Raw genomic sequence first — 19852 nt, 5'->3', positions numbered from 1 at the left:
GCTACGCGCCGGCGCGCGTGGAGATGGGAGAGGAGGCGTAGCGATGGAGTTGTACGCACCCATCCTGGTGCTCGCCGTTCTCGCGGCGGGATTTGCGATCTTCTCGGTGACGATCGCCCCCTTCACCGGTCCCAAGCGCTGGAACCGCGCGAAACTCGACGCCTACGAATGCGGCATCGAGCCGACGCCCCAGCCCGTGGGCGGAGGACGATTCCCGCTGAAGTACATGATCACCGCGATGCTGTTCATCGTGTTCGACATCGAGATCATCTTCCTTTATCCGTGGGCGGTCGCGTTCGACCAGCTCGGGATCTTCGGATTGGTCGAGATGCTGCTGTTCATCGTCACCGTGCTCGTGGCCTACGCGTACGTGTGGCGCCGCAAGGGTCTGGACTGGGACTAGATATGGGTCTTGAAGAGAAACTTCCGAGCGGGTTCATGCTCAGCACGGTCGAGCAGGTCGCCGGCTGGGCACGCAAGAACTCCGTCTGGCCGGCGACGTTCGGCCTCGCCTGCTGTGCCATCGAGCTGATGTCCACGGGCGGTCCCAAGCACGACCTGGCGCGCTTCGGCATGGAGCGCGCCTCGGCGTCTCCGCGCCAGGCCGACCTGATGATCGTCGCGGGACGGCTGTCGCAGAAGATGGCCCCGGTGCTGCGCCAGATCTACGACCAGATGGCCGAGCCCAAGTGGGTCATCGCCATGGGCGTCTGCGCCTCCAGCGGCGGCATGTTCAACAACTACGCGATCGTGCAGGGCGTCGACCACGTCGTCCCCGTCGACATCTACCTGCCCGGCTGCCCGCCGCGGCCCGAGATGCTCATCGACGCGATCGTCAAGTTGCACGACAAGATCCAGAACACGAAGTTCGGCGCGCACCGTGCCAAGCAGATCGACGAGCTCGAACTGCAGGCCCTGCGGACGCTGCCGCTGATCGACCAGGGAACCGCCAAATGACGAGCGAGCCCGCTGACAACCTCCCCGAGGTCCCGGAGGAGCCGATCGCCCACCTGGGCATGTTCGGCACCTCGGGCACCGGTGACACCTCGGGCTACGGCCGCCTCGTCGTGCGGCGCAAGCCCGAGCTGTCCAGCGCCCGCCCCTACGGCGGCTACTTCGACACCGTCGCCGACGAGCTGGAGCGCGCCCTCGGCGGCGACCTCGGCGACGCCGTCGAGCGCGTGGTCGTCGACCGCGGCGAGCTGACCTTCCACGTCAGGCGCGAGCGCCTGCTCGACGTCGCCAAGGCCCTGCGCGACGACCCCGCCCTGCGCTTCGAGCTCTCGCTCGGCGTCTCCGGCGTGCACTACCCCCACCTGGCGGGCCAGGAGCTGCACGCGGTGATCCACCTGTGCTCGATCACGCACAACCGCCGCCTGCGCGTCGAGGTCTCCTGCTCCGACGACGACCGGCACATCCCCTCCACGGTCTCGATCTACCCGACGCACGACTGGCACGAGCGCGAGACCTGGGACTTCTTCGGCATCATCTTCGACGGGCACCCGGCGCTGACCCGCATCATGATGCCCGACGACTGGGACGGTCACCCCCAGCGCAAGGACTACCCGCTCGGCGGCATCCCGGTCGAGTACCGCGGCGCCGAGATCCCCGCGCCGGACCAGAGGAGGTCCTACACATGAGCGTCCCCCACCAGGAGACCAAGGAGACCATCGGGGGCCCGTACGACACCGCGTACGACGAGGCCACCGAGGGCAAGGTCTACACCGTCTCGGGCAACGACTGGACGGAGCTGGTCGAGACCCTCTCCGGCCAGCAGGACCAGCAGCTCGTCATCAACATGGGCCCCCAGCACCCGTCCACGCACGGTGTGCTCCGCCTGGTCCTGAACCTGGACGGCGAGACGGTCACCGAGGCCCGCACGGTCATCGGCTACCTGCACACCGGCATCGAGAAGAACCTCGAATACCGGACGTGGACCCAGGGGACGACGTTCGTCACCCGCATGGACTACCTGGCGCCGATCTTCAACGAGACCGCCTACTGCATGGGCGTCGAGCGGCTGCTGGGCATCACCGACCGGATCCCCGAGCGGGCCCAGGCCATTCGCGTGATGATGATGGAACTCACCCGGATCTCCTCGCACATGGTGGCCATCGGCACCTTCGGCATGGAGCTGGGCGCGACCACGCCGTTCCTCTTCGGGTCCCGCGAGCGCGAGATGGTGCTCGACGTGATGGAGTACATCACCGGCCTGCGGATGAACATGGCCTACGTCCGGCCAGGAGGCGTCTCCGTCGACCTGCCCGCCGGCGCCGTCGACAAGGTCGGCGAGCTGCTCAAGGTCATGCCGGGGCGCATCAAGGACATGCGCAAGATGCTCGACGCGAACCCGGTGTACCTGGCCCGCACCAAGGACGTCGCCTACCTCGACCTCACCGGCTGCATGGCGCTGGGCGTCACCGGCCCGATGCTGCGGGCCGCCGGTCTGCCGTGGGACCTGCGCAAGTCGCAGCCCTACTGCGGCTACGAGACCTACGACTTCGACGTCCCGACGGAGAAGACCGCCGACGTCTACGGCCGCTACCTGGTACGGGTGGCCGAGATGGAGGAGTCGCTCAAGATCATTGAGCAGGCTCTCGACCGCCTCTCCGGGCCGCTCAAGAACGACCGGGTGATGGTCGACGACAAGAAGATCGGCTGGCCCGCGCAGCTCGCGCTCGGCCCCGACGGCCTGGGCAACTCGCCCGACCACATCGCGCACATCATGAGCGGTTCCATGGAGGCGCTCATCCACCACTTCAAGCTGGTGACCGAGGGCTTCCGGGTCCCGGCGGGGCAGGCGTACGCCTCGGTCGAGTCGCCCCGCGGCGAGCTCGGCGCCCACGTGGTCAGCGACGGCGGAACCCGCCCCTACCGCGTGCACTTCCGCGATCCGTCCTTCACGAACCTGCAGGCCATGCCCGCGACGTGCGAGGGCGGCATGGTCGCCGACGTCATCTCGGCGGTGGCCTCGATCGACCCGGTGATGGGAGGTGTCGACCGATGAACCCCACCACGGGCCCGGCCGACGAGAGAACGGGCGCGGTCCTCGGCGGCCCGCCGAGCAGCGAGGTCGCCCACGCGGGCGGCGAGGAGGTGAGCGCGACCGTGACCAAGGGGTACGCGCCGGAAGTGCGGGAGCGCCTGGAGCGCGACGCCAAGGAGATCATCGGCCGCTATCCGAAGCCGCGGTCGGCCCTGCTGCCCCTGCTGCACCTGGTGCAGTCGGAGGACGGCTACGTCTCCGACGACGGCCACGAGTTCTGCGCCGAGATGCTCGGCCTGAGCAAGGCCGAGGTCGTGGGTGTCTCCACCTTCTACACGATGTACAAGCGCAGGCCGATGGGCCAGTACCACGTGGGCGTGTGCATCAACACGCTCTGCGCGGTCATGGGCGGCGACCAGATCTGGGACGAGCTGTCCGAGCACGCCGGCGTCGGTCACGACGAGACGACCCCCGACGGCAAGGTCTCGCTGGAGCGGCTGGAGTGCAACGCCGCCTGCGACTTCGCCCCGGTGATGATGGTCAACTGGGAGTTCTTCGACAACCAGACCCCGGCCTCGGCCAAGCAGCTCGTCGACGACCTCAGGGACGGCAAGGAGATCTCCCCGACCCGGGGACCGAAGAAGCTCTGCACGTTCAAGGAGGCCTCGCGGGTGCTCGCGGGCCTGCCCGACGGCCTGGCCGGCGACGGCCCCTCGGCGAACGGCCCCTCCCTGGAGGGTCTGAAGATCGCGAAGGCCAACGGATGGAAGGCCCCGGAGGCGTGAGCGTGCCACAGCGCAGAGCCACCACGAGCGGGCGTATCGGTCAGACCGGCGCGTGCGGGTGTAACGAGCGTGCCAACAGGCACGGAGCGGCCTCGTCACGGAGCGACGGGCTGCCAGGCGAGGAGACGAAGTGACCACTCTCACCCCGGTTCTCACCGCGAACTGGGACCAGCCCAACTCCTTCACCCTGGAGGGTTACGGCGACTACTCGGCGGCCAAGAAGGCGCTGGGCACGGACCCCGACGCCGTCATCCAGGCCGTCAAGGACTCCGGACTGCGCGGCCGAGGCGGCGCGGGTTTCCCCACCGGCATGAAGTGGGGCTTCATCCCCCAGGGGGACGGCAAGCCGCACTATCTGGTGGTCAACGCCGACGAGTCCGAGCCGGGCACGTGCAAGGACATCCCGCTGATGATGGCCAACCCGCACTCGCTGGTCGAGGGCGTCATCATCACCGCGTACGCGATCCGGGCCAACCACGCCTTCATCTACGTGCGCGGCGAGGTGCTGCACGTCGTGCGCCGCCTGCAGGCGGCCGTGGCCGAGGCGTACGCCAAGGGCTATCTCGGCACCGACCTGTTCGGCTCCGGTTTCGACCTGGAGCTGGTCGTGCACAGCGGGGCGGGCGCCTACATCTGTGGCGAGGAGACGGCGCTGCTCGACTCGCTGGAGGGTTATCGCGGCCAACCTCGGCTCAAGCCCCCCTTCCCCGCCGTGGCGGGCCTGTACGCCTCGCCGACCGTCGTCAACAACGTCGAGTCGATCGCGAGTGTTCCCTCGATCATCGCCAACGGCGCCGACTGGTTCGCCGGGATGGGCACGGAGAAGTCCAAGGGCTTCGGCATCTTCTCGCTGAGCGGCCACGTGACGACCCCCGGCCAGTACGAGGCGCCGCTCGGCATCACGCTGCGCGAGCTGCTGGAGATGTCCGGCGGCATGCGCGAGGGCCACCGGCTCAAGTTCTGGACCCCCGGCGGGTCGAGCACCCCGATCTTCACCGACGAGCACCTCGACGTCCCGCTGGACTTCGAGTCCGTCGGCGCCAAGGGCTCGATGCTCGGCACCCGGGCCCTGCAGATCTTCGACGAGACCACCTGCGTGGTGCGCGCGGTGCTCCGCTGGACCGAGTTCTACGCGCACGAGTCGTGCGGCAAGTGCACCCCCTGCCGGGAGGGCACCTTCTGGCTCAAGCAGGTGCTCAAGCGGCTGGAGAAGGGGCAGGGCACCGAAGAGGACCTGACCACGATCACCGACATCGCCGACAACATCCTGGGACGCTCGTTCTGCGCCCTGGGCGACGGTGCCACCAGCCCCATCCACTCGTCGGTGAAATACTTCCGCGACGAATACCTCAAGCACTTCGAGATCGGCGGCTGCCCGTTCGATCACGCCCCCTCCACGGTGTGGGGTGCCCAGTGAGCGCGCGGATCCAGGCCACCGGCAAGCACAGCACCGTCTCGGTCGCCAGGCCGACGGAGGAGACGCCATGACCGTCGAAGCCACCACCCCGGCGCAGCAGGTGCCGGTGAACCTGGTCACCGTCACCATCGACGGCTTCCAGGTGAGCGTCCCGAAGGGCACTCTGATCATCCGGGCGGCCGAGCTGCTCGGCATCCAGATCCCCCGGTTCTGCGACCACCCGCTGCTGGAGCCGGCCGCCAACTGCCGCCAGTGCCTGGTGGACATCCCCGACGCCGGCAACGGCCGAGGCTTCCCCAAGCCGCAGCCCTCCTGCGCGATCGAGGTCGCCGAGGGCATGGTCGTCCAGACCCAGCTCACCTCCCCGGTCGCGGAGAAGGCGCAGCGCGGTGTGATGGAGCTGCTGCTCCTGAACCACCCGCTCGACTGCCCGGTCTGCGACAAGGGCGGCGAGTGCCCCCTGCAGAACCAGGCCATGTCCAACGGCCAGGGCGAGAGCCGCTTCGTGGAGAAGAAGCGGACCTTCGACAAGCCGGTCGCCCTCTCCTCCGAGGTGCTGCTCGACCGCGAGCGCTGCGTCCAGTGCGCGCGCTGCATCCGCTTCTCCGACGAGATCGCCGGAGACCCGCTCATCGACTTCTTCGAGCGCGGGGCCAAGGAGCAGGTCGCCACCGCCGACGGCCGCCCGTTCGAGTCCTACTTCTCGGGCAACACCGTGCAGATCTGCCCGGTGGGCGCGCTGACCGGTGCCGCGTACCGCTTCCAGGCCCGCCCGTTCGACCTGGTCTCCACTCCCAGCGCCTGCGAGCACTGCGCGAGCGGCTGCTCCCTGCGCACCGACCACCGGCGCGGCAAGGTCACCCGCCGCCTGGCCGGGGACGACCCCGAGGTCAACGAGGAGTGGAACTGCGACAAGGGCCGCTGGGCCTTCACCTACGCGACCCAGCCGGACCGGTTGAAGACCCCCCTCGTCCGTGACGAGGAGGGACGCCTGGTCCCGGCCTCCTGGCCCGAGGCGTTCGCCGCGGCCGCCAAGGGCCTGTCCGCGGCGCGCGGGCGCGCGGGCGTGCTGGTCGGCGGTCGTCTCACCGTCGAGGAGGCGTACGGGTACGCGAAGTTCGCCCGGATCGCTCTCGGCACGAACGACATCGACTTCCGCGCCAGGCCGCACTCCGAGGAGGAGGCGCGGTTCCTGGCGCACGCCGTCGCGGGCAAGGGCATCGAGGTCCGCTACGCCGACCTGGAGAAGGCGCCCGCGGTGCTCCTGGCGGGCTTCGAGCCCGACGAGGAGTCGCCGATCGTCTTCCTGCGCCTGCGCAAGGCGGCGCGCAAGAAGGGCCTGAAGGTCTTCTCGGTCGCGCCGTTCGCCGGCCCCGGGCTGGCCAAGATGGGCGGCACCCTGATCCCGGCGGTGCCGGGCTCCGAGACCGCCGTCCTCGACGACCTGGCCGCCGTGGACACGCTCGCCGCCGAGGCGATCAGGCAGCCGGGCGCGATCATCCTGGCCGGTGAGCGGCTCGCCACCGTGCCGGGCGCGCTGTCGGCGCTGCTGAGGCTCGCCGACTCCACCGGTGCCCGCCTGGCCTGGATCCCGCGCCGCGCCGGTGAGCGCGGGGCCGTCGAGGCCGGGGCGCTGCCAAACCTGCTGCCGATCGGCCGCCCGGTCGGCGACGAGACCGCCCGCGCCGAGGTGGCCAGGGCGTGGGACGTCGCCTCCCTGCCCGAGGCCGAGGGCCGCGACACCACCGCCATGCTGGCGGCGGCGCTCGACGGCCAGATCGACGCCCTCGTCGTCGCCGGTGTCGACCCCTACGACCTGGCCGCGCCGCAGGCCGCGCTGCTCGCCCTGGAGAACACCCCGTTCATCGTGAGCCTGGAGCAGCGCGCCAGCGCGGTCACCGACCGCGCCGACGTGGTGCTCCCCGTCGCCGTGGTGGCCGAGAAGTCGGGCACCTTCGTCGACTGGGAGGGACGCGGGCGCACCTTCGCCGAGGCGCTCCCGGTTCCGGGGATCATGAGCGACCTGCGGGTCATCTCCGCGATCGCCGACGCCATGGACGTCCACCTCGGCCTGCCCGACCCCGCCGCCGCCCGCCGCGAGCTCAGCTCGATCGGCGCCTGGCGCGGCCCCAGGGCCTCCGCCCCCGAGGCAGCCGGCCGGGCCGCCGCCAGGCCGGAGGCCGGGGAGGCCGTGCTGGCCACCTGGCACCTGCTGCTCGACGACGGCCGCCTGCAGGCCGGAGAGCCGTACCTGGCGGGCACCGCCCGCCCGGCCGAGGCGCTGGTGTCGGAGTCCACCGCGGCCGAGTCGGGCCTGGTCGACGGCGGCGAGATCGTCGTCAGCACCGAGCGCGGCTCGCTGAGCCTGCCCGTGCGGATCGCGGACCTGCCCGACCGGGTGGTGTGGCTGCCGGCCAACTCCGCGGGCCGCTCGGTCACCCGGGACCTGCGCGCCGTCGCCGGTGACGTGGTCGGGATCGGCGCCTCCTCCGGGAACGCCGCGTCCGACGGAGGCGCCGTCGCGCCCGCCGCCGCCAGCCCGGTCACGCCGGGCGCGGCGAGCACCGTCGCGGGCACCGGGCCTGACGAGCGTGCCCCCGGCACGACGGCCGGCGAGGCACGTGCCGCCGGCGAAGCTAACGAGGAGCGGTAATGAATGCCCGGACTCTTCTAGCGGCCGATCCGACCCTCGCCGACTTCGGCAAGGACCCGCTCTGGATCAGCATCATCAAGGCCGCCGTCATCTTCATCGTCCTGATGCTGGGCGTGCTGTTCGGCGTGTGGTTCGAGCGCAAGCTCATCTCCCGCATGCAGAACCGGTACGGCCCCAACCGGGCGGGCAAGTTCGGGTTGCTCCAGTCGGTGGCCGACGGTCTCAAGATGGGGCTGAAGGAAGACCTGATGCCCCGGACCGTCGACAAGGTGATCTACTTCATCGCCCCGGTCGTCCTGGCGGTCCCGGCCTTCCTGGCCTTCTCCGTCATCCCGATGGGGCCGATGGTCTCGATGTTCGGGGTCCAGACGCCGCTGCAGCTCACCGACCTGCCGGTCGCGGTGCTGCTGGTGCTGGCGATGGCCTCGATCGGCGTGTACGGCATCGTGCTGGCCGGCTGGGGCTCGCGCTCCCCCTACTCGGTGCTCGGCGGCCTGCGGGCCAGCGCCCAGGTGGTCTCGTACGAGATCGCGATGGGCCTGTCGTTCGTGGGCGTCTTCCTGTTCGCCGGGACCCTCTCCACCTCGGAGATCGTCGCGGCGCAGGCGACGGGCGGGGTGGTCACCCTGGGGGGAATCGAGTTCTCGATGCCCTCCTGGTACATGATCCTGCTGATCCCGTCCTTCCTGATCTACATCATCACGATGCTGGGCGAGACCAACCGCGTCCCCTTCGACCTTCCCGAGGGCGAGGGCGAGCTGGTCGGCGGCTTCCAGACCGAATACTCCAACTCGTTGAAGTTCGCGGTCATCATGCTCGCCGAGTACGTCAACGTCTTCGTGGTCTCCGCGGTCTCCATCACCCTGTTCATGGGCGGCTGGCGGGCCCCGTGGCCGATCTCCATGTGGGACGGGGCCAACACCGGCTGGTGGCCGCTGCTGTGGTTCTTCATCAAGATGGTGCTGGTCTTCTCCTTCTTCGTCTGGTGCCGAGCCTCGCTGCCGCGCGTCAGGTACGACCAGCTGATGGCCCTCGGATGGAAGATCCTCATTCCGGTCAACCTGGCCTGGATCCTGCTCGTGGCCACGGTCAGGGCCCTGCAGCTGGAGAGCGTCGACCGGTCGCTCGTCCTCATCCTGGCCGCGATCGTGATGATCGGCTGCCTGGGGATCTGGTGGCGCTTCGACAGCGTGCTGCAGAAGCGCAAGGAGGCCAAGGCCGCCCAGGTCGAGGCCGAGTTCGAGCAACTCCAAGCCGAGCCGTCCGCGGGTGGCTTCCCGGTGCCGCCGCTCGACCTGCCGCACTACCACGGTGTAGCGCGCAAGGAGGTTCCCAGTGGGAGCAACTGATTGGCTGAATCCCATCAAGGGATTCGGCGTGACCTTCCACACGATGTTCAAGAAGGTCGAGACGGTCAACTATCCCGAGGAGCAGCGGCCCACGGCTCCGCGCTTCCACGGCCGGCACCAGCTCAACCGCTGGCCCGACGGCCTGGAGAAGTGCGTCGGCTGCGAGCTGTGCGCCTGGGCCTGCCCGGCCGACGCGATCTTCGTGGAGGGCGCGGACAACACCGACGAGGAGCGCTTCTCGCCGGGTGAGCGCTACGGGCGCACCTACCAGATCAACTATCTGCGGTGCATCCTGTGCGGCCTGTGCATCGAGGCCTGCCCGACACGTGCGCTCACGATGACCAACGAGTACGACCTCGCCGACACCAGCCGTGAGAGCCTCATCTACACCAAGGAGATGCTGCTCTCGCCGCTCGGTCCCGGCATGGAGGCCCCGCCGCACGCCATGCGTCTCGGCGAGACCGAAGAGGACTACTACCGGCTGGGACGCAACAATGGGTGAGACCATCACGTTCTGGGTCCTGGCGGTCGTCTCCGTGGGGGCCGCCCTCGGGCTCGTCTTCAGCCGCAAGGCCGTCTACTCGGCCCTGATGCTGGGCGTCGTCATGCTGTCGCTGGCCGTGCTGTACGCGGTCCAGGACGCCCCCTTCCTCGCCGCGGTGCAGATCATCGTCTACACCGGCGCGGTCATGATGCTCTTCCTGTTCGTCCTGATGCTGGTCGGCGTCGACTCCGCCGACTCGCTGGTCGAGACGATCAAGGGACAGCGCCTCTGGGCGTCCGTCGCGGGCCTGAGCTTCGCGGCCCTGCTCGCCCTGGGCGTCGGCAACGCCACCTTCGCCGCGCCCACCGGCCTCGCCGGGGCCGTGAAGGAGGCGGGCGGCAACGTTCCCTCCCTGGCGCAGCTGATCTTCACCAGGTACGTCTTCGCCTTCGAGGTCACCTCGGCGCTGCTGATCACCGCCGCGCTCGGCGCGATGGTGCTGGCGCACCGCGAGCGCGTCCGGCCCAAGGCCACCCAGCGTGACCTGTCCCGCGCCCGCTTCAACGGCCCGCAGCCCTCGCCGCTGCCGGGACCCGGCACCTACGCGCTGCACAACGCGATCGACATGCCGGCCCTGCTGCCCGACGGCACGGTCTCGGAGAAGTCCATCAACCGGGTGCTCGCCCGGCACGAGATCGAGGACGGCTTCGCGCCGACCGACCCGGCGAAGGCGGCGCTCATCAAGCAGGTCCTGGAGAAGGACGCGGCGCAGGGCCGCGACTCCGACCCGGACGACGAGCCCGTCCATGTGAGGGACGCGGCACTCCAGCAGGAGGACGGCAAGTGACCACTCACTACCTGGTGCTCTCCGCGCTGTTGTTCGCGATCGGCGCCGTCGGTGTGCTGGTGCGGCGCAACGCGATCGTGGTGTTCATGTGCGTGGAGCTCATGCTCAACGCCTGCAACCTCGCGTTCGTCGCCTTCGCCAGGCAGCAGGGCAACCTGGACGGCCAGATCATCGCGTTCTTCGTGATGGTGGTGGCCGCGGCCGAGGTCGTCATCGGCCTCGCCATCATCGTGATGATCTTCCGAACCCGCAGGTCCGCGTCGGTGGACGACGCCAACCTGCTGAAGTACTAAGAGGTGGCCGTGGAACCCGCTGAGATCATCCAGCATTCCGGGGGCGTGATCGGAGTCTCCTGGCTCATGATCGCACTCCCGCTGCTCGGCGCCGCGGTCCTGTTGCTGGGCGGGCGCCGCACCGACCGCTGGGGGCACCTCCTCGGCGTCGCGATGTCCCTGGGCGCCTTCGTGGTGGCGGTCGTCGCCTTCGCCGAGATCCTCGGCCTGCCCGACGCCCAGCGCCGCCAAGGTGTACCGCTCTACCAGTTCATCCCCGGCGTCGCCGACATGGGGCTGCTGATCGACCCGCTGTCGATCAGCTTCGCCCTGCTGATCACCGGTGTGGGATCCCTGATCCACATTTACTCGATCGGCTACATGTCGCACGACGTCGACCGGCGCAGGTTCTTCGCGTACCTGAACCTGTTCGTCGCGGCGATGCTCCTGCTGGTGCTGGCCGACAACTACGTCGCCCTGTTCATCGGCTGGGAGGGCGTGGGCCTGGCCTCGTACCTGCTCATCGGGTTCTGGCAGTTCAAGCCCTCGGCGGCGGCCGCGGCGAAGAAGGCCTTCATCGTCAACCGCGTCGGCGACTTCGGCCTGCTGATCGCGATCTTCACGGTCTTCACGACGTTCGGCACGGTCGCCTTCGGCGAGCTGTCCGGCGAGACCGTGAGCGGGGCGATCGAGTCCGGCGGCGCCTCGCAGGGCACGATCACCGCGATCGGCCTGCTGCTGCTCCTGGGCGCCTGCGGCAAGTCGGCCCAGCTGCCGCTGCAGTCGTGGCTGCTGGACGCGATGGAGGGCCCGACCCCGGTCTCGGCCCTCATCCACGCCGCGACCATGGTCACCGCGGGCGTCTACCTGGTCGTCCGCTCGGGCGCGTTCTTCGAGGCCGCCCCGACCGCGCAGCTGGTCGTGACGATCGTCGGCGTGGCCACGCTGCTCGCCGGTGCGATCATCGGTTGCGCCAAGGACGACATCAAGAAGGGCCTCGCGGGCTCGACGATGTCGCAGATCGGCTACATGATGCTCGGCGCGGGCCTCGGCCCGGTGGGCTACGCCTTCGCCATCGCGCACCTGATCGGGCACGGCTTCTTCAAGGCCAACATGTTCCTCGGGGCGGGCTCGGTCATGCACGCCATGAACGACGAGGTCGACATGCGCAAGTACGGCGGGCTGTTCTCGGTGATGAAGATCACCGCGGCCACCTTCATCGTCGGCTACCTCGCGATCATCGGCTTCCCGCTGCTGTCCGGTTACTTCACCAAGGACGGCATCATCGAGACGGCCATGCACCACAACCAGATCCTGGGCTGGCTCGCGGTCGCGGGCGCCGGCCTCACCGGCTTCTACATGTCGCGGATGGTCTTCATGACCTTCTTCGGCAAGAAGCGCTGGGCCGACGACGCGCACCCGCACGAGTCGCCCTCGGTGATGACCGTGCCGCTGATCCTGCTGGCGATCGGCTCGATCTTCCTGGGCGCCTTCCTGGTCCTGGACAACCGGTTCATGAAGTTCCTCGCCCCGGCGGTGGGTCTGCCCGAGGAGCTCCCCGGGTTCCACCCCTTCAGCGTCCCCGGCCTGGCCACGCTCGCGCTGGTCGCCGTCGGCGTCGTCTTCGCCTGGTTCCGCTACGGCGCCGCCGAGGTTCCCCGGGTCGCCCCGCGCGGCTCGTTCGTCACCACCTTCGCCCGCCGTGACCTGTACGGCGACGCGCTGAACGAGGCGCTGTTCATGCGCCCCGGCCAGTGGCTGGCCCGCATCGCGGTGTTCTTCGACAACCGCGGTATCGACGGCCTGGTCAACGGCCTGGCGGCGGGGATCGGCGGGACCTCCGGGCGGCTGCGTCGCATCCAGACCGGCTACGTGCGGTCCTACGCGTTGTCCATCCTCTTCGGTGCCGCCGTGGTCGTTGGCGCGCTGCTCTACGTAGGGAACATGTGATGCCCTGGCTCTCGACCCTGATGGCCGTGCCCGTTCTGGGCGCGGTGGGTGTCTCCCTTGTCAAGAGTGACAAGCTCGCCAAGCAGCTGGCCCTGGTGGTCTCGCTGGTCGTGCTGGCGCTGACCGTCGTCCTGGCGGTCCGGTTCGACCCGGCCTCCGAGACGCGTTTCCAGTTCGCCGAGGTCTACGAGTGGATCCCGAGGTTCGGTGTCCACTACGGCGTCGGCGTCGACGGCATCGCCCTGGTGCTGATCGCGCTGTCGGCGGTGCTCGTGCCGATCGTGATCCTCGCCTCCTGGCACGACGCCGACGGCTCCGGGGCCGCGGCCCCGCCCAAGCGGTCGGTGAAGACCTACTTCGCACTGCTGCTGGTGCTGGAAGCGATGATGATCGGCGTCTTCGCGGCGACCGACGTCTTCCTCTTCTACGTCTTCTTCGAAGCGATGCTCATCCCGATGTACTTCATGATCGGGTCGTACGGCGGGGCGCAGCGGTCCTACGCGGCCGTGAAGTTCCTGCTGTACTCGCTCTTCGGCGGCCTGCTCATGCTGGTCGCGGTGATCGCGCTCTACGTGGTCGCCGGGAAGAACACCTTCATGTTCCCCGAGCTCATCGCGGCCGTTCAGGACCCGACCACGCAGAAGTGGCTCTTCGCGGGCTTCTTCATCGCGTTCGCGGTCAAGGCGCCGCTGTGGCCGTTCCACACCTGGCTGCCCGACGCCGCCGCGCAGGCCCCGGCCGGTGCCGCGGTGCTGCTGGTGGGCGTGCTGGACAAGGTCGGCACGTACGGGATGCTCCGCTTCTGCCTGGAGCTGTTCCCCGAGGCCTCGAAGTTCTTCACCCCGCTGGTGATCGTGCTGGCGGTCGTGGGCATCGTCTACGGCGCGATCGTGGCCATCGGCCAGACCGACATGAAGCGCCTGATCGCCTACACCTCGATCTCGCACTTCGGCTTCATCGCGCTGGGCGTCTTCGCGATGACCTCGAACGCGGGCGCGGGCGCCACCCTCTACATGGTCAACCACGGCTTCTCGACCGGCGCGCTGTTCCTGATCGCCGGGTTCCTGATCTACCGCCGGGGTTCCAGCCAGATCGCCGACTACGGAGGCGTGCAGAAGGTCGCCCCGCTGCTCGCGGGCACCTTCCTGATCGCCGGGCTGTCCGGGCTCTCCCTGCCGGGTCTGTCCACGTTCGTCAGCGAGTTCATGGTCCTGCTCGGCACCTACGAGCGTTACCCGGTTCCGGCGATCATTGCGACCAGCGGCGTCGTCCTGGCGGCCGTCTACATCCTGTGGATGTACCAGCGCATGATGACCGGCGCCCCGAAGGAGCTGGTGGCGCACGCCGTGCCCGGTTCCTCCGCGCAGGAGCCGGCGCAGGCCCTGGCCGACTCCCCGAAGAAGCTGTACGTCATGCCCGACCTCGACCGGCGTGAGAAGTTCGTGGTGGCCCCGCTGATCGCGGTGCTCCTCGTCCTGGGCTTCTTCCCCAAGCCGGTGCTCGACGTGATCAATCCCGCGGTGGACAAGACGCTCACCAGTATCAACATCGAACAACCCAAACCCGCCGTGGCGGACCAGAAGGGGGCCGGCGAGTGAACGGCACCATCCAACCCCCGATGATCGAGTACGCGCTGCTCTCGCCGATGCTGCTCGTGTTCGGCGCGGCCATCATCGGCGTGCTGGTCGAGGCGTTCGCGCCCCGCTACCTGCGCAAGTCGATCCACATGCCGCTCACGCTGCTCGCCCTGCTCGGCGCGTTCCTCATGACGGTGCTCAACGCCGTCAACGGCCTGCCGGACGCCCCGGCGGCCATGGGTTCGGTCGCGGTGGACGGGCCGTCCCTGTTCATCTGGGGCATCATCCTCGTCCTGGCCCTGGTCAGCACGCTCCTGATCAACGACGAGGAGCAGTTCGTCGCGCAGGCGGCGGCGGTGCCGGGAAGCCCCGACGAGGAGGAGGCGATCCTCAGCGGCTACGCCCAGACCGAGGTCTACCCGCTGCTGCTGTTCTCGGTCGGCGGCATGCTGCTCTTCGCCTCCGCCAACGACCTGCTGATCATGTTCGTCGGTCTTGAGGTCATGTCCCTGCCGCTGTACCTGCTCTGCGGCCTGGCCCGCCGTCGCCGCCTGCTCTCGCAGGAGGCCTCGGTCAAGTACTTCCTGCTCGGCGCGTTCTCCTCGGCCTTCTTCCTGTACGGAATGGCCCTGGTCTACGGCTACGCCGGGTCGGTGGACCTGCGGGCCATCAGCGCCGCGCTCAGCGAGGTCAGCGGCCAGGAGACGCTGCTGCTGATCGGCACCGCGCTGCTCGGCATCGGCCTGCTCTTCAAGATCGGAGCCGCGCCGTTCCAGGCGTGGAAGCCTGACGTCTACCAGGGCGCGCCCACCGCGGTCACCGCTCTGATGGCATCCACCGTCCTCATCGCGGCCTTCGGTGCCGTTCTGAGGGTCTTCTGGGTGGCTCTGGGCGGCCTTGAGTGGAACTGGAAGCCGGTCATGTGGGGCGTCGCGATCCTGACGATGATCGTCGGCGCGATCCTGGCCATCACCCAGACCGAGATCAAGCGGATGCTCGCCTACTCCTCGATCGCGCACGCGGGCTTCCTGCTCACCGGTGTCGTCGCGATCGGCGCCGCCGAGCAGAACGCGCAGGCGCTGTCGGCCATCCTGTTCTACCTGGCCGCGTACGGCTTCACCACGGTCGGCGCCTTCGCGGTCGTCACCATGGTCCGCGACGCGGGAGGCGAGGCCGGGCACCTGTCCCGGTGGGCCGGTCTGGGCAAGCGCTCCCCGATTCTGGCGGGTATTTTCGCCTTCTTCCTGCTGGCCTTCGCCGGCATCCCGCTCACGAGCGGCTTCTTCGGTAAGTACGCCGTTTTCTCGGCGGCGGTCGCCGGTGACGCCCTGCCGCTGGTCATCGTGGGTGTGGTCAGCTCGGCGATCGCGGCGTTCTTCTACGTCCGCGTCATCGTGCTGATGTTCTTCAGCGAGCCCGCCGCCGACGGCCCGTCCATCGCGGCGCCCACGGTGGGCACCTCGGCTGTGGTCGCCCTGGCGGCAGCGGCTACGGTAGTGCTCGGGGTCTTCCCGCAGCCGGTGCTCGATCTGGCGGATCAGGCTGCGTCCGCGTTGTTCATTCGCTAGAGGAGTAACGTTTCATGGCTGCGCCACCGGTTGTTGATCTCCCGTTCGTCGACGAGCGGCTGGCGCAGGACGTCGCGACCGGACTGGCAGAGGTCGAGAAGCTGCTGCGGTCCTCGGTGCAGAGCGACGACGCCTTCGTCACGGAGGCGTCCAAGCACCTCATCGAGGCCGGCGGCAAGAGGTTCCGGGCCATGCTGGCCCTGCTCGCCGCCCAGTTCGGCTCACCGGAGGCCGCGGGCGTGGTGCCCGGGGCCGTGGTGATCGAGCTGACCCACCTGGCGACGCTCTACCACGACGACGTGATGGACGAGGCCCCGGTCCGCCGGGGCTCCCCGTCGGCGAACGCCCGCTGGGACAACACCGTGGCCATCCTGACCGGCGACTACCTGTTCGCCCAGGCGTCGGAGATCCTCGCGGACCTCGGTGCCGACGTCATCAGGATCCAGGCCCAGACGTTCTCCCGCCTGGTACGCGGCCAGATCCGCGAGACCATCGGCCCCCGCCCCGGCGACGACCCGGTGGCCCACTACATCGGGGTGCTGGCCGACAAGACCGGTTCGCTGATCGCGACCTCCGGCCGGTTCGGCGCCATGCTCAGTGGTGCCTCGCCCGAGGTCGTCGAGCGGCTGACCCGGGCCTGCGAGGCCATCGGGGTCGCGTGGCAGCTCGGCGACGACCTGCTGGACGTCGCCTCCGAGACGGTCGAGTCGGGCAAGACCCCCGGAACCGACCTGCGCGAGGGCATCCGGACCCTGCCGGTGCTCTACGTCCTCGCCTCCGACGCCCCCGAGAGTGCCCGCCTGCGCGAGCTGCTGGCCGGTCCGGTGGCGGAGGAGGACATCGAGGAGACCCTGCGCCTGCTCCGCGCCGACCCGGCCATGGAGCGCGCCCGCGCCGAGCTGCTCGCCTGGGCCGACCGCGCCCGCGAGGACCTCGTGAGCCTCCCCGACATCCCGGCCCGCACCGCCTACCTGGCACTGTGCGACTACGTGGTGGAGCGCTCCGGCTGACCACCCCGCCACGGGGGGTTTCCTGGCGGCGCCCTTACCCGGCACCGCGCCATGGGGTGTTCCGGCCGGTGCCCTTACCCGGCGCCGCGCGACCGGGTCACGGGCCGTTCCGGCCGGCACCGTTAGCCTGACACTGTGCGACCACGTCATGGAGCGTTCGGGCCGGCCGGCGCAGGCATGCTCATCACCCGGCTCGCCCACCCGGCGGAGCCGGGTTTTTCGTACGCTTTCCACGATGTTGATTGTATGCTAAAGCAAATATTGTACGTGCATGTAGACTCCTGTCGATAGAACACTCCAGGAGGAATCACCATGTCGTGGGACCGTTTCGCCCTCTTGCACGCACGCGTGGAGGCGGAGTTGACCAAGGCCCTCCAGCGCGGGCACGGCCTCGGGCTGTCGGAGTACCGCGCACTGGGACGGCTCGCCACCGCTCCCAAAGGCTGCATGCGCATGCAGGAGCTCGCCGAGGCGGTGGGGCTCAACCAGAGCTCGGTGACCCGCCTCGTCGCCCGTCTCGAGGAGGCCGGGATGACCCGGCGCGACCTGTGCTCCGACGACCGCCGCGGCGTCTACTCGGTGATCACCGAAGAGGGACGCGCCCGCCTGGCCGGGGCCACCCCCACCTACGAGCGCTCCCTGGCCGCGGCACTGGAGCAGGCCGGCGTCGACCCGGACCTCACCCCGCTGGTCCTCGCCGTACGCGGCTCCTGATCGTCCCGAGTCGCCTCGGCGCGGCCCTTCGGCGGCGCTCCTGGTCCTTATACGGGTTCTTGCACGGGGACGGGCCTGAGAGCCGCCCGGCGGGTCTGAGCGGCCGCCCGGAGGCTGTCCCAGGTGAAGACCGACAGCGCCAGCCAGATGACGCAGAATCCCAGCCAGCGGCTGGGCGGCATGACCTCCCGCATGACGAACACGCCGCACAGGAACTGCAGCAGCGGGGCGATGTACTGCAGCAGGCCGATCGTGGTGAGCGGCACCCTGATCGCGGAGGCGGTGAAGCAGAGCAGCGGGACGGCCGTGGCCACACCCGCCCCGGCCAGCAGGAGCGCGTGGCCCGCTCCCGCGTTCCCGAACGTGCTCGTCCCCTGCTGTCCCAGATAGACCAGGTAGCCCAGCGCGGGCAGCAGCAGCACCAGCGTCTCGACCGTCATGCTCTCCGCCGCGCCCACCCCGGCGATCTTCTTGATCAGCCCGTACGTGCCGAAGCTGGCGGCCAGCACCAGCGCGATCCACGGCGGACGCCCGTAGTCGACGGTCAGGATGACCACCGCCACCGCGCCCAGCCCCACCGCGACCCACTGCCACCGCCGCAGCCGTTCCTTCAGCAGGAACACCCCGAAGAGCACGCTGACCAGCGGATTGATGAAGTAGCCGAGCGCGCTCTCCACCACGTGCCCGCTGTTGACGGCGTAGATGTAGACGGCCCAGTTGACCGTGATGATCGCCGCCGCCAGGACGAGGAGGCCGAGCTTCCCCGGGGTGCGCAGGAGCGCCCGGAACCAGGACCAGTGGCGCCGTACCGCCAGGATGGCGACCACGGCGACCAGGGACCACGCGATGCGGTGCGCCAGGATCTCCAGGGCGGCCGAGGGCTTCAGGAGCGGCCAGTACAGCGGGAACAGGCCCCACATGGTGTAGGCGGCGATGCCGTACAGGACTCCCCGGCGCGTTTCAGGCATGACGCCTATCTTCGCTCCTTACTTGATTTAATACAATTTAGCAGTACTTTTCTGTGAGTTAAGAGAGTCTTACGGGAACACGAGGAGGTCGCCCGCGGTTGCCTCCTGGTGAGAACGTGTCAGGAGGAGGTTCACAATGGGCTGGCTGTTCGGCAAGGACAAGACGACGATGGTGTCCCCGGAGAACGCGCTCCCGGGCCGCCCCACACGGATCACGGCACCCGGTCGCCACGCGGTCCTCGACGCCCCACTCGCTCCGCCCTACCCCGAGGGAAGCGAGATCGCCGACTTCGGCCTCGGCTGTTTCTGGGGCGCCGAGCGCATCTTCTGGCAGACCCCGGGCGTGATCACCACCTCGGTCGGCTACGCGGGTGGCTACACCCAGAACCCGACCTACGAGGAGGTCTGTACCGGCCAGACCGGCCACACCGAGCTCGTCCGCGTCGTCTTCGACCCCACCAAGGTGTCGTACGAGGAACTGCTGCGCGTCTTCTGGGAGGCCCACAACCCCACCCAGGGCATGCGCCAGGGCAACGACGTCGGCACGCAGTATCGTTCGGCGATCTACTTCCACTCACCCGAGCAGGAGAAGTCGGCCCTGACCTCGCGCGACGCCTACCAGAAGGTGCTCACCGAGTCGGGCTACGACCCCATCACCACCGAGATCGCCCCGGCGGGGGAGTACTACTTCGCCGAGGAATATCACCAGCAGTATCTGTACAAGAACCCCGGCGGCTACTGCGGGATCGGCGGGACCGGGGTGTCGTGCCCGGTCGGCCTGACCTCCGGCGAGGCGTAGACCTGCGGGTTTAACCAATCTTGGCCCTTGATCACCCGGAGCATCCGGTGTCGATCTTGGGCCAGAGCCGTTTTCGGCGACAAGTATCACTACAGGGTTAAAGGCGGTCCGCTACGCGGCCCGCGGGCGGGCCGGTCGGTCAGCGTGCCCGGCTGCGGCTCTTCGGCCGGTCCGGGCACGCACCGCCCGCGCGCCCGAGAGACCGTAGAAGGTGCCACGAAAGGCCGTGACGATCGCTCACTTCGACCCTCGTCCTCCGCGGGTTGGGGCGATCGACTGCCGCGCGGCTTCCGGTGCTAATGACGGTCGGGTGGTCACGTCCCGCCTGGTCAGTGATCGATGGGATGCCTACTTCCGGTGCAAGATCCCTGAGATCTTCCGCGCGAGACCGGCGCTTTCGGCTGATTGGCCAGCGTGACGTGACCGCCTCTGATACAGCGTGATGAAGGCCGCTCGCGCAACCAGACCCCTCG

18 protein-coding genes are annotated in these 19852 nt (G+C 69.1%); 17 read left to right on the top strand and 1 reads right to left on the bottom strand.

All coding sequences use genetic code 11. From position 1 onward, the window contains the following. Positions 1–43 precede the first annotated feature (43 nt). The 16 genes from ACSDR0_RS24120 to ACSDR0_RS24045 all read left to right on the top strand — a co-directional run bounded on the left by ACSDR0_RS24120 (position 44) and on the right by ACSDR0_RS24045 (position 17612). Positions 44–403, top strand: a complete 360-nt coding sequence (locus tag ACSDR0_RS24120) for an NADH-quinone oxidoreductase subunit A (protein ID WP_344891066.1) — start codon at positions 44–46, stop codon at positions 401–403. A gap of 2 nt (positions 404–405) precedes the next feature. Further along, entirely contained in the window at positions 406–957 is a 552-nt protein-coding gene (locus ACSDR0_RS24115; RefSeq protein WP_030916695.1) for a NuoB/complex I 20 kDa subunit family protein, read from the top strand. Continuing rightward, complete coding sequence (locus ACSDR0_RS24110; RefSeq protein ID WP_435291141.1) at positions 954–1640, top strand: NADH-quinone oxidoreductase subunit C; 687 nt, start codon at positions 954–956, stop codon at positions 1638–1640. Before ACSDR0_RS24115 ends, ACSDR0_RS24110 begins: the two co-directional genes overlap by 4 nt. Continuing rightward, complete coding sequence (locus tag ACSDR0_RS24105) at positions 1637–3007, top strand: NADH-quinone oxidoreductase subunit D (RefSeq protein ID WP_435291140.1); 1371 nt, start codon at positions 1637–1639, stop codon at positions 3005–3007. The genes ACSDR0_RS24110 and ACSDR0_RS24105 overlap by 4 nt, the downstream gene beginning before the upstream one ends. Then, on the top strand, positions 3004–3771 hold the full coding sequence (nuoE, locus tag ACSDR0_RS24100; RefSeq protein ID WP_435291139.1) for an NADH-quinone oxidoreductase subunit NuoE: 768 nt from the start codon (positions 3004–3006) through the stop codon (positions 3769–3771). Before ACSDR0_RS24105 ends, nuoE begins: the two co-directional genes overlap by 4 nt. A gap of 130 nt (positions 3772–3901) precedes the next feature. Continuing rightward, positions 3902–5188 carry an NADH-quinone oxidoreductase subunit NuoF gene (nuoF, locus tag ACSDR0_RS24095; protein ID WP_435291138.1) on the top strand — a complete coding sequence of 429 codons (1287 nt, stop codon included), beginning with the start codon at positions 3902–3904 and terminating at the stop codon, positions 5186–5188. A 67-nt stretch (positions 5189–5255) separates the two neighbouring features. After that, on the top strand, positions 5256–7841 hold the full coding sequence (locus ACSDR0_RS24090) for an NADH-quinone oxidoreductase subunit G (protein ID WP_435291137.1): 2586 nt from the start codon (positions 5256–5258) through the stop codon (positions 7839–7841). Further along, entirely contained in the window at positions 7841–9190 is a 1350-nt protein-coding gene (gene nuoH, locus ACSDR0_RS24085; protein WP_435291136.1) for an NADH-quinone oxidoreductase subunit NuoH, read from the top strand. Before ACSDR0_RS24090 ends, nuoH begins: the two co-directional genes overlap by 1 nt. Further along, positions 9177–9692 carry an NADH-quinone oxidoreductase subunit NuoI gene (gene nuoI / locus ACSDR0_RS24080; protein WP_435291135.1) on the top strand — a complete coding sequence of 172 codons (516 nt, stop codon included), beginning with the start codon at positions 9177–9179 and terminating at the stop codon, positions 9690–9692. The genes nuoH and nuoI overlap by 14 nt, the downstream gene beginning before the upstream one ends. Continuing rightward, positions 9685–10521 (top strand): NADH-quinone oxidoreductase subunit J, encoded by an 837-nt coding sequence (locus tag ACSDR0_RS24075; RefSeq protein WP_435291134.1) that lies wholly within the window; start codon positions 9685–9687, stop codon positions 10519–10521. Before nuoI ends, ACSDR0_RS24075 begins: the two co-directional genes overlap by 8 nt. Then, a complete protein-coding gene (gene nuoK, locus ACSDR0_RS24070) occupies positions 10518–10814 on the top strand; it encodes an NADH-quinone oxidoreductase subunit NuoK (protein ID WP_389919284.1) in 297 nt (98 codons plus the stop codon). The genes ACSDR0_RS24075 and nuoK overlap by 4 nt, the downstream gene beginning before the upstream one ends. 66 nt (positions 10815–10880) lie before the next feature. Continuing rightward, positions 10881–12743: an NADH-quinone oxidoreductase subunit L gene (gene nuoL, locus ACSDR0_RS24065; RefSeq protein ID WP_435291226.1), complete on the top strand. Its 1863-nt coding sequence runs from the start codon at positions 10881–10883 to the stop codon at positions 12741–12743. After that, positions 12743–14341, top strand: coding sequence for an NADH-quinone oxidoreductase subunit M (locus ACSDR0_RS24060; protein WP_435291133.1), 1599 nt, complete (start codon positions 12743–12745; stop codon positions 14339–14341). Before nuoL ends, ACSDR0_RS24060 begins: the two co-directional genes overlap by 1 nt. Further along, the gene (nuoN, locus tag ACSDR0_RS24055; protein ID WP_435291132.1) at positions 14338–15888 is read left to right on the top strand and encodes an NADH-quinone oxidoreductase subunit NuoN; all 1551 of its coding nucleotides are present in this window, start codon (positions 14338–14340) and stop codon (positions 15886–15888) included. Before ACSDR0_RS24060 ends, nuoN begins: the two co-directional genes overlap by 4 nt. 14 nt (positions 15889–15902) lie before the next feature. Continuing rightward, complete coding sequence (locus tag ACSDR0_RS24050; RefSeq protein ID WP_435291131.1) at positions 15903–16898, top strand: polyprenyl synthetase family protein; 996 nt, start codon at positions 15903–15905, stop codon at positions 16896–16898. Positions 16899–17210: 312 nt separating this feature from the next. Next, complete coding sequence (locus tag ACSDR0_RS24045; protein WP_435291130.1) at positions 17211–17612, top strand: MarR family winged helix-turn-helix transcriptional regulator; 402 nt, start codon at positions 17211–17213, stop codon at positions 17610–17612. 47 nt (positions 17613–17659) lie between these two features. Here the strand turns inward: ACSDR0_RS24045 and rarD are convergent, their stop codons facing one another. Next, positions 17660–18580, bottom strand: a complete 921-nt coding sequence (gene rarD / locus ACSDR0_RS24040; protein WP_435291129.1) for an EamA family transporter RarD — start codon at positions 18578–18580, stop codon at positions 17660–17662. 136 nt (positions 18581–18716) lie between these two features. On the opposite strand from rarD, the gene msrA reads away from it, so the two are divergent. Further along, positions 18717–19379: a peptide-methionine (S)-S-oxide reductase MsrA gene (msrA, locus tag ACSDR0_RS24035; RefSeq protein WP_435291128.1), complete on the top strand. Its 663-nt coding sequence runs from the start codon at positions 18717–18719 to the stop codon at positions 19377–19379. Positions 19380–19852 lie beyond the last annotated feature (473 nt).

Origin of the sequence: Streptosporangium sp. G11, from assembly GCF_051192615.1 — a bacterium.
In the GTDB taxonomy this organism is placed as follows: Bacteria; Actinomycetota; Actinomycetes; order Streptosporangiales; family Streptosporangiaceae; genus Streptosporangium.
This window is presented reverse-complemented; position numbering and strand designations above follow the sequence as displayed.

Excerpts from the sequence above, each read along its gene's own strand:
- ACSDR0_RS24090 (WP_435291137.1), top strand. The coding sequence starts at position 5,256 with ATGACCGTCGAAGCCACCACCCCGGCGCAGCAGGTGCCGGTGAACCTG.
- ACSDR0_RS24105 (WP_435291140.1), top strand. The coding sequence starts at position 1,637 with ATGAGCGTCCCCCACCAGGAGACCAAGGAGACCATCGGGGGCCCGTAC.
- ACSDR0_RS24120 (WP_344891066.1), top strand. The coding sequence starts at position 44 with ATGGAGTTGTACGCACCCATCCTGGTGCTCGCCGTTCTCGCGGCGGGA.
- ACSDR0_RS24110 (WP_435291141.1), top strand. The coding sequence starts at position 954 with ATGACGAGCGAGCCCGCTGACAACCTCCCCGAGGTCCCGGAGGAGCCG.
- rarD (WP_435291129.1), bottom strand. The coding sequence starts at position 18,580 with ATGCCTGAAACGCGCCGGGGAGTCCTGTACGGCATCGCCGCCTACACC.
- nuoH (WP_435291136.1), top strand. The coding sequence starts at position 7,841 with ATGAATGCCCGGACTCTTCTAGCGGCCGATCCGACCCTCGCCGACTTC.
- ACSDR0_RS24060 (WP_435291133.1), top strand. The coding sequence starts at position 12,743 with ATGCCCTGGCTCTCGACCCTGATGGCCGTGCCCGTTCTGGGCGCGGTG.
- nuoL (WP_435291226.1), top strand. The coding sequence starts at position 10,881 with ATGATCGCACTCCCGCTGCTCGGCGCCGCGGTCCTGTTGCTGGGCGGG.
- ACSDR0_RS24045 (WP_435291130.1), top strand. The coding sequence starts at position 17,211 with ATGTCGTGGGACCGTTTCGCCCTCTTGCACGCACGCGTGGAGGCGGAG.
- ACSDR0_RS24050 (WP_435291131.1), top strand. The coding sequence starts at position 15,903 with ATGGCTGCGCCACCGGTTGTTGATCTCCCGTTCGTCGACGAGCGGCTG.
- ACSDR0_RS24075 (WP_435291134.1), top strand. The coding sequence starts at position 9,685 with ATGGGTGAGACCATCACGTTCTGGGTCCTGGCGGTCGTCTCCGTGGGG.
- ACSDR0_RS24115 (WP_030916695.1), top strand. The coding sequence starts at position 406 with ATGGGTCTTGAAGAGAAACTTCCGAGCGGGTTCATGCTCAGCACGGTC.
- nuoE (WP_435291139.1), top strand. The coding sequence starts at position 3,004 with ATGAACCCCACCACGGGCCCGGCCGACGAGAGAACGGGCGCGGTCCTC.
- msrA (WP_435291128.1), top strand. The coding sequence starts at position 18,717 with ATGGGCTGGCTGTTCGGCAAGGACAAGACGACGATGGTGTCCCCGGAG.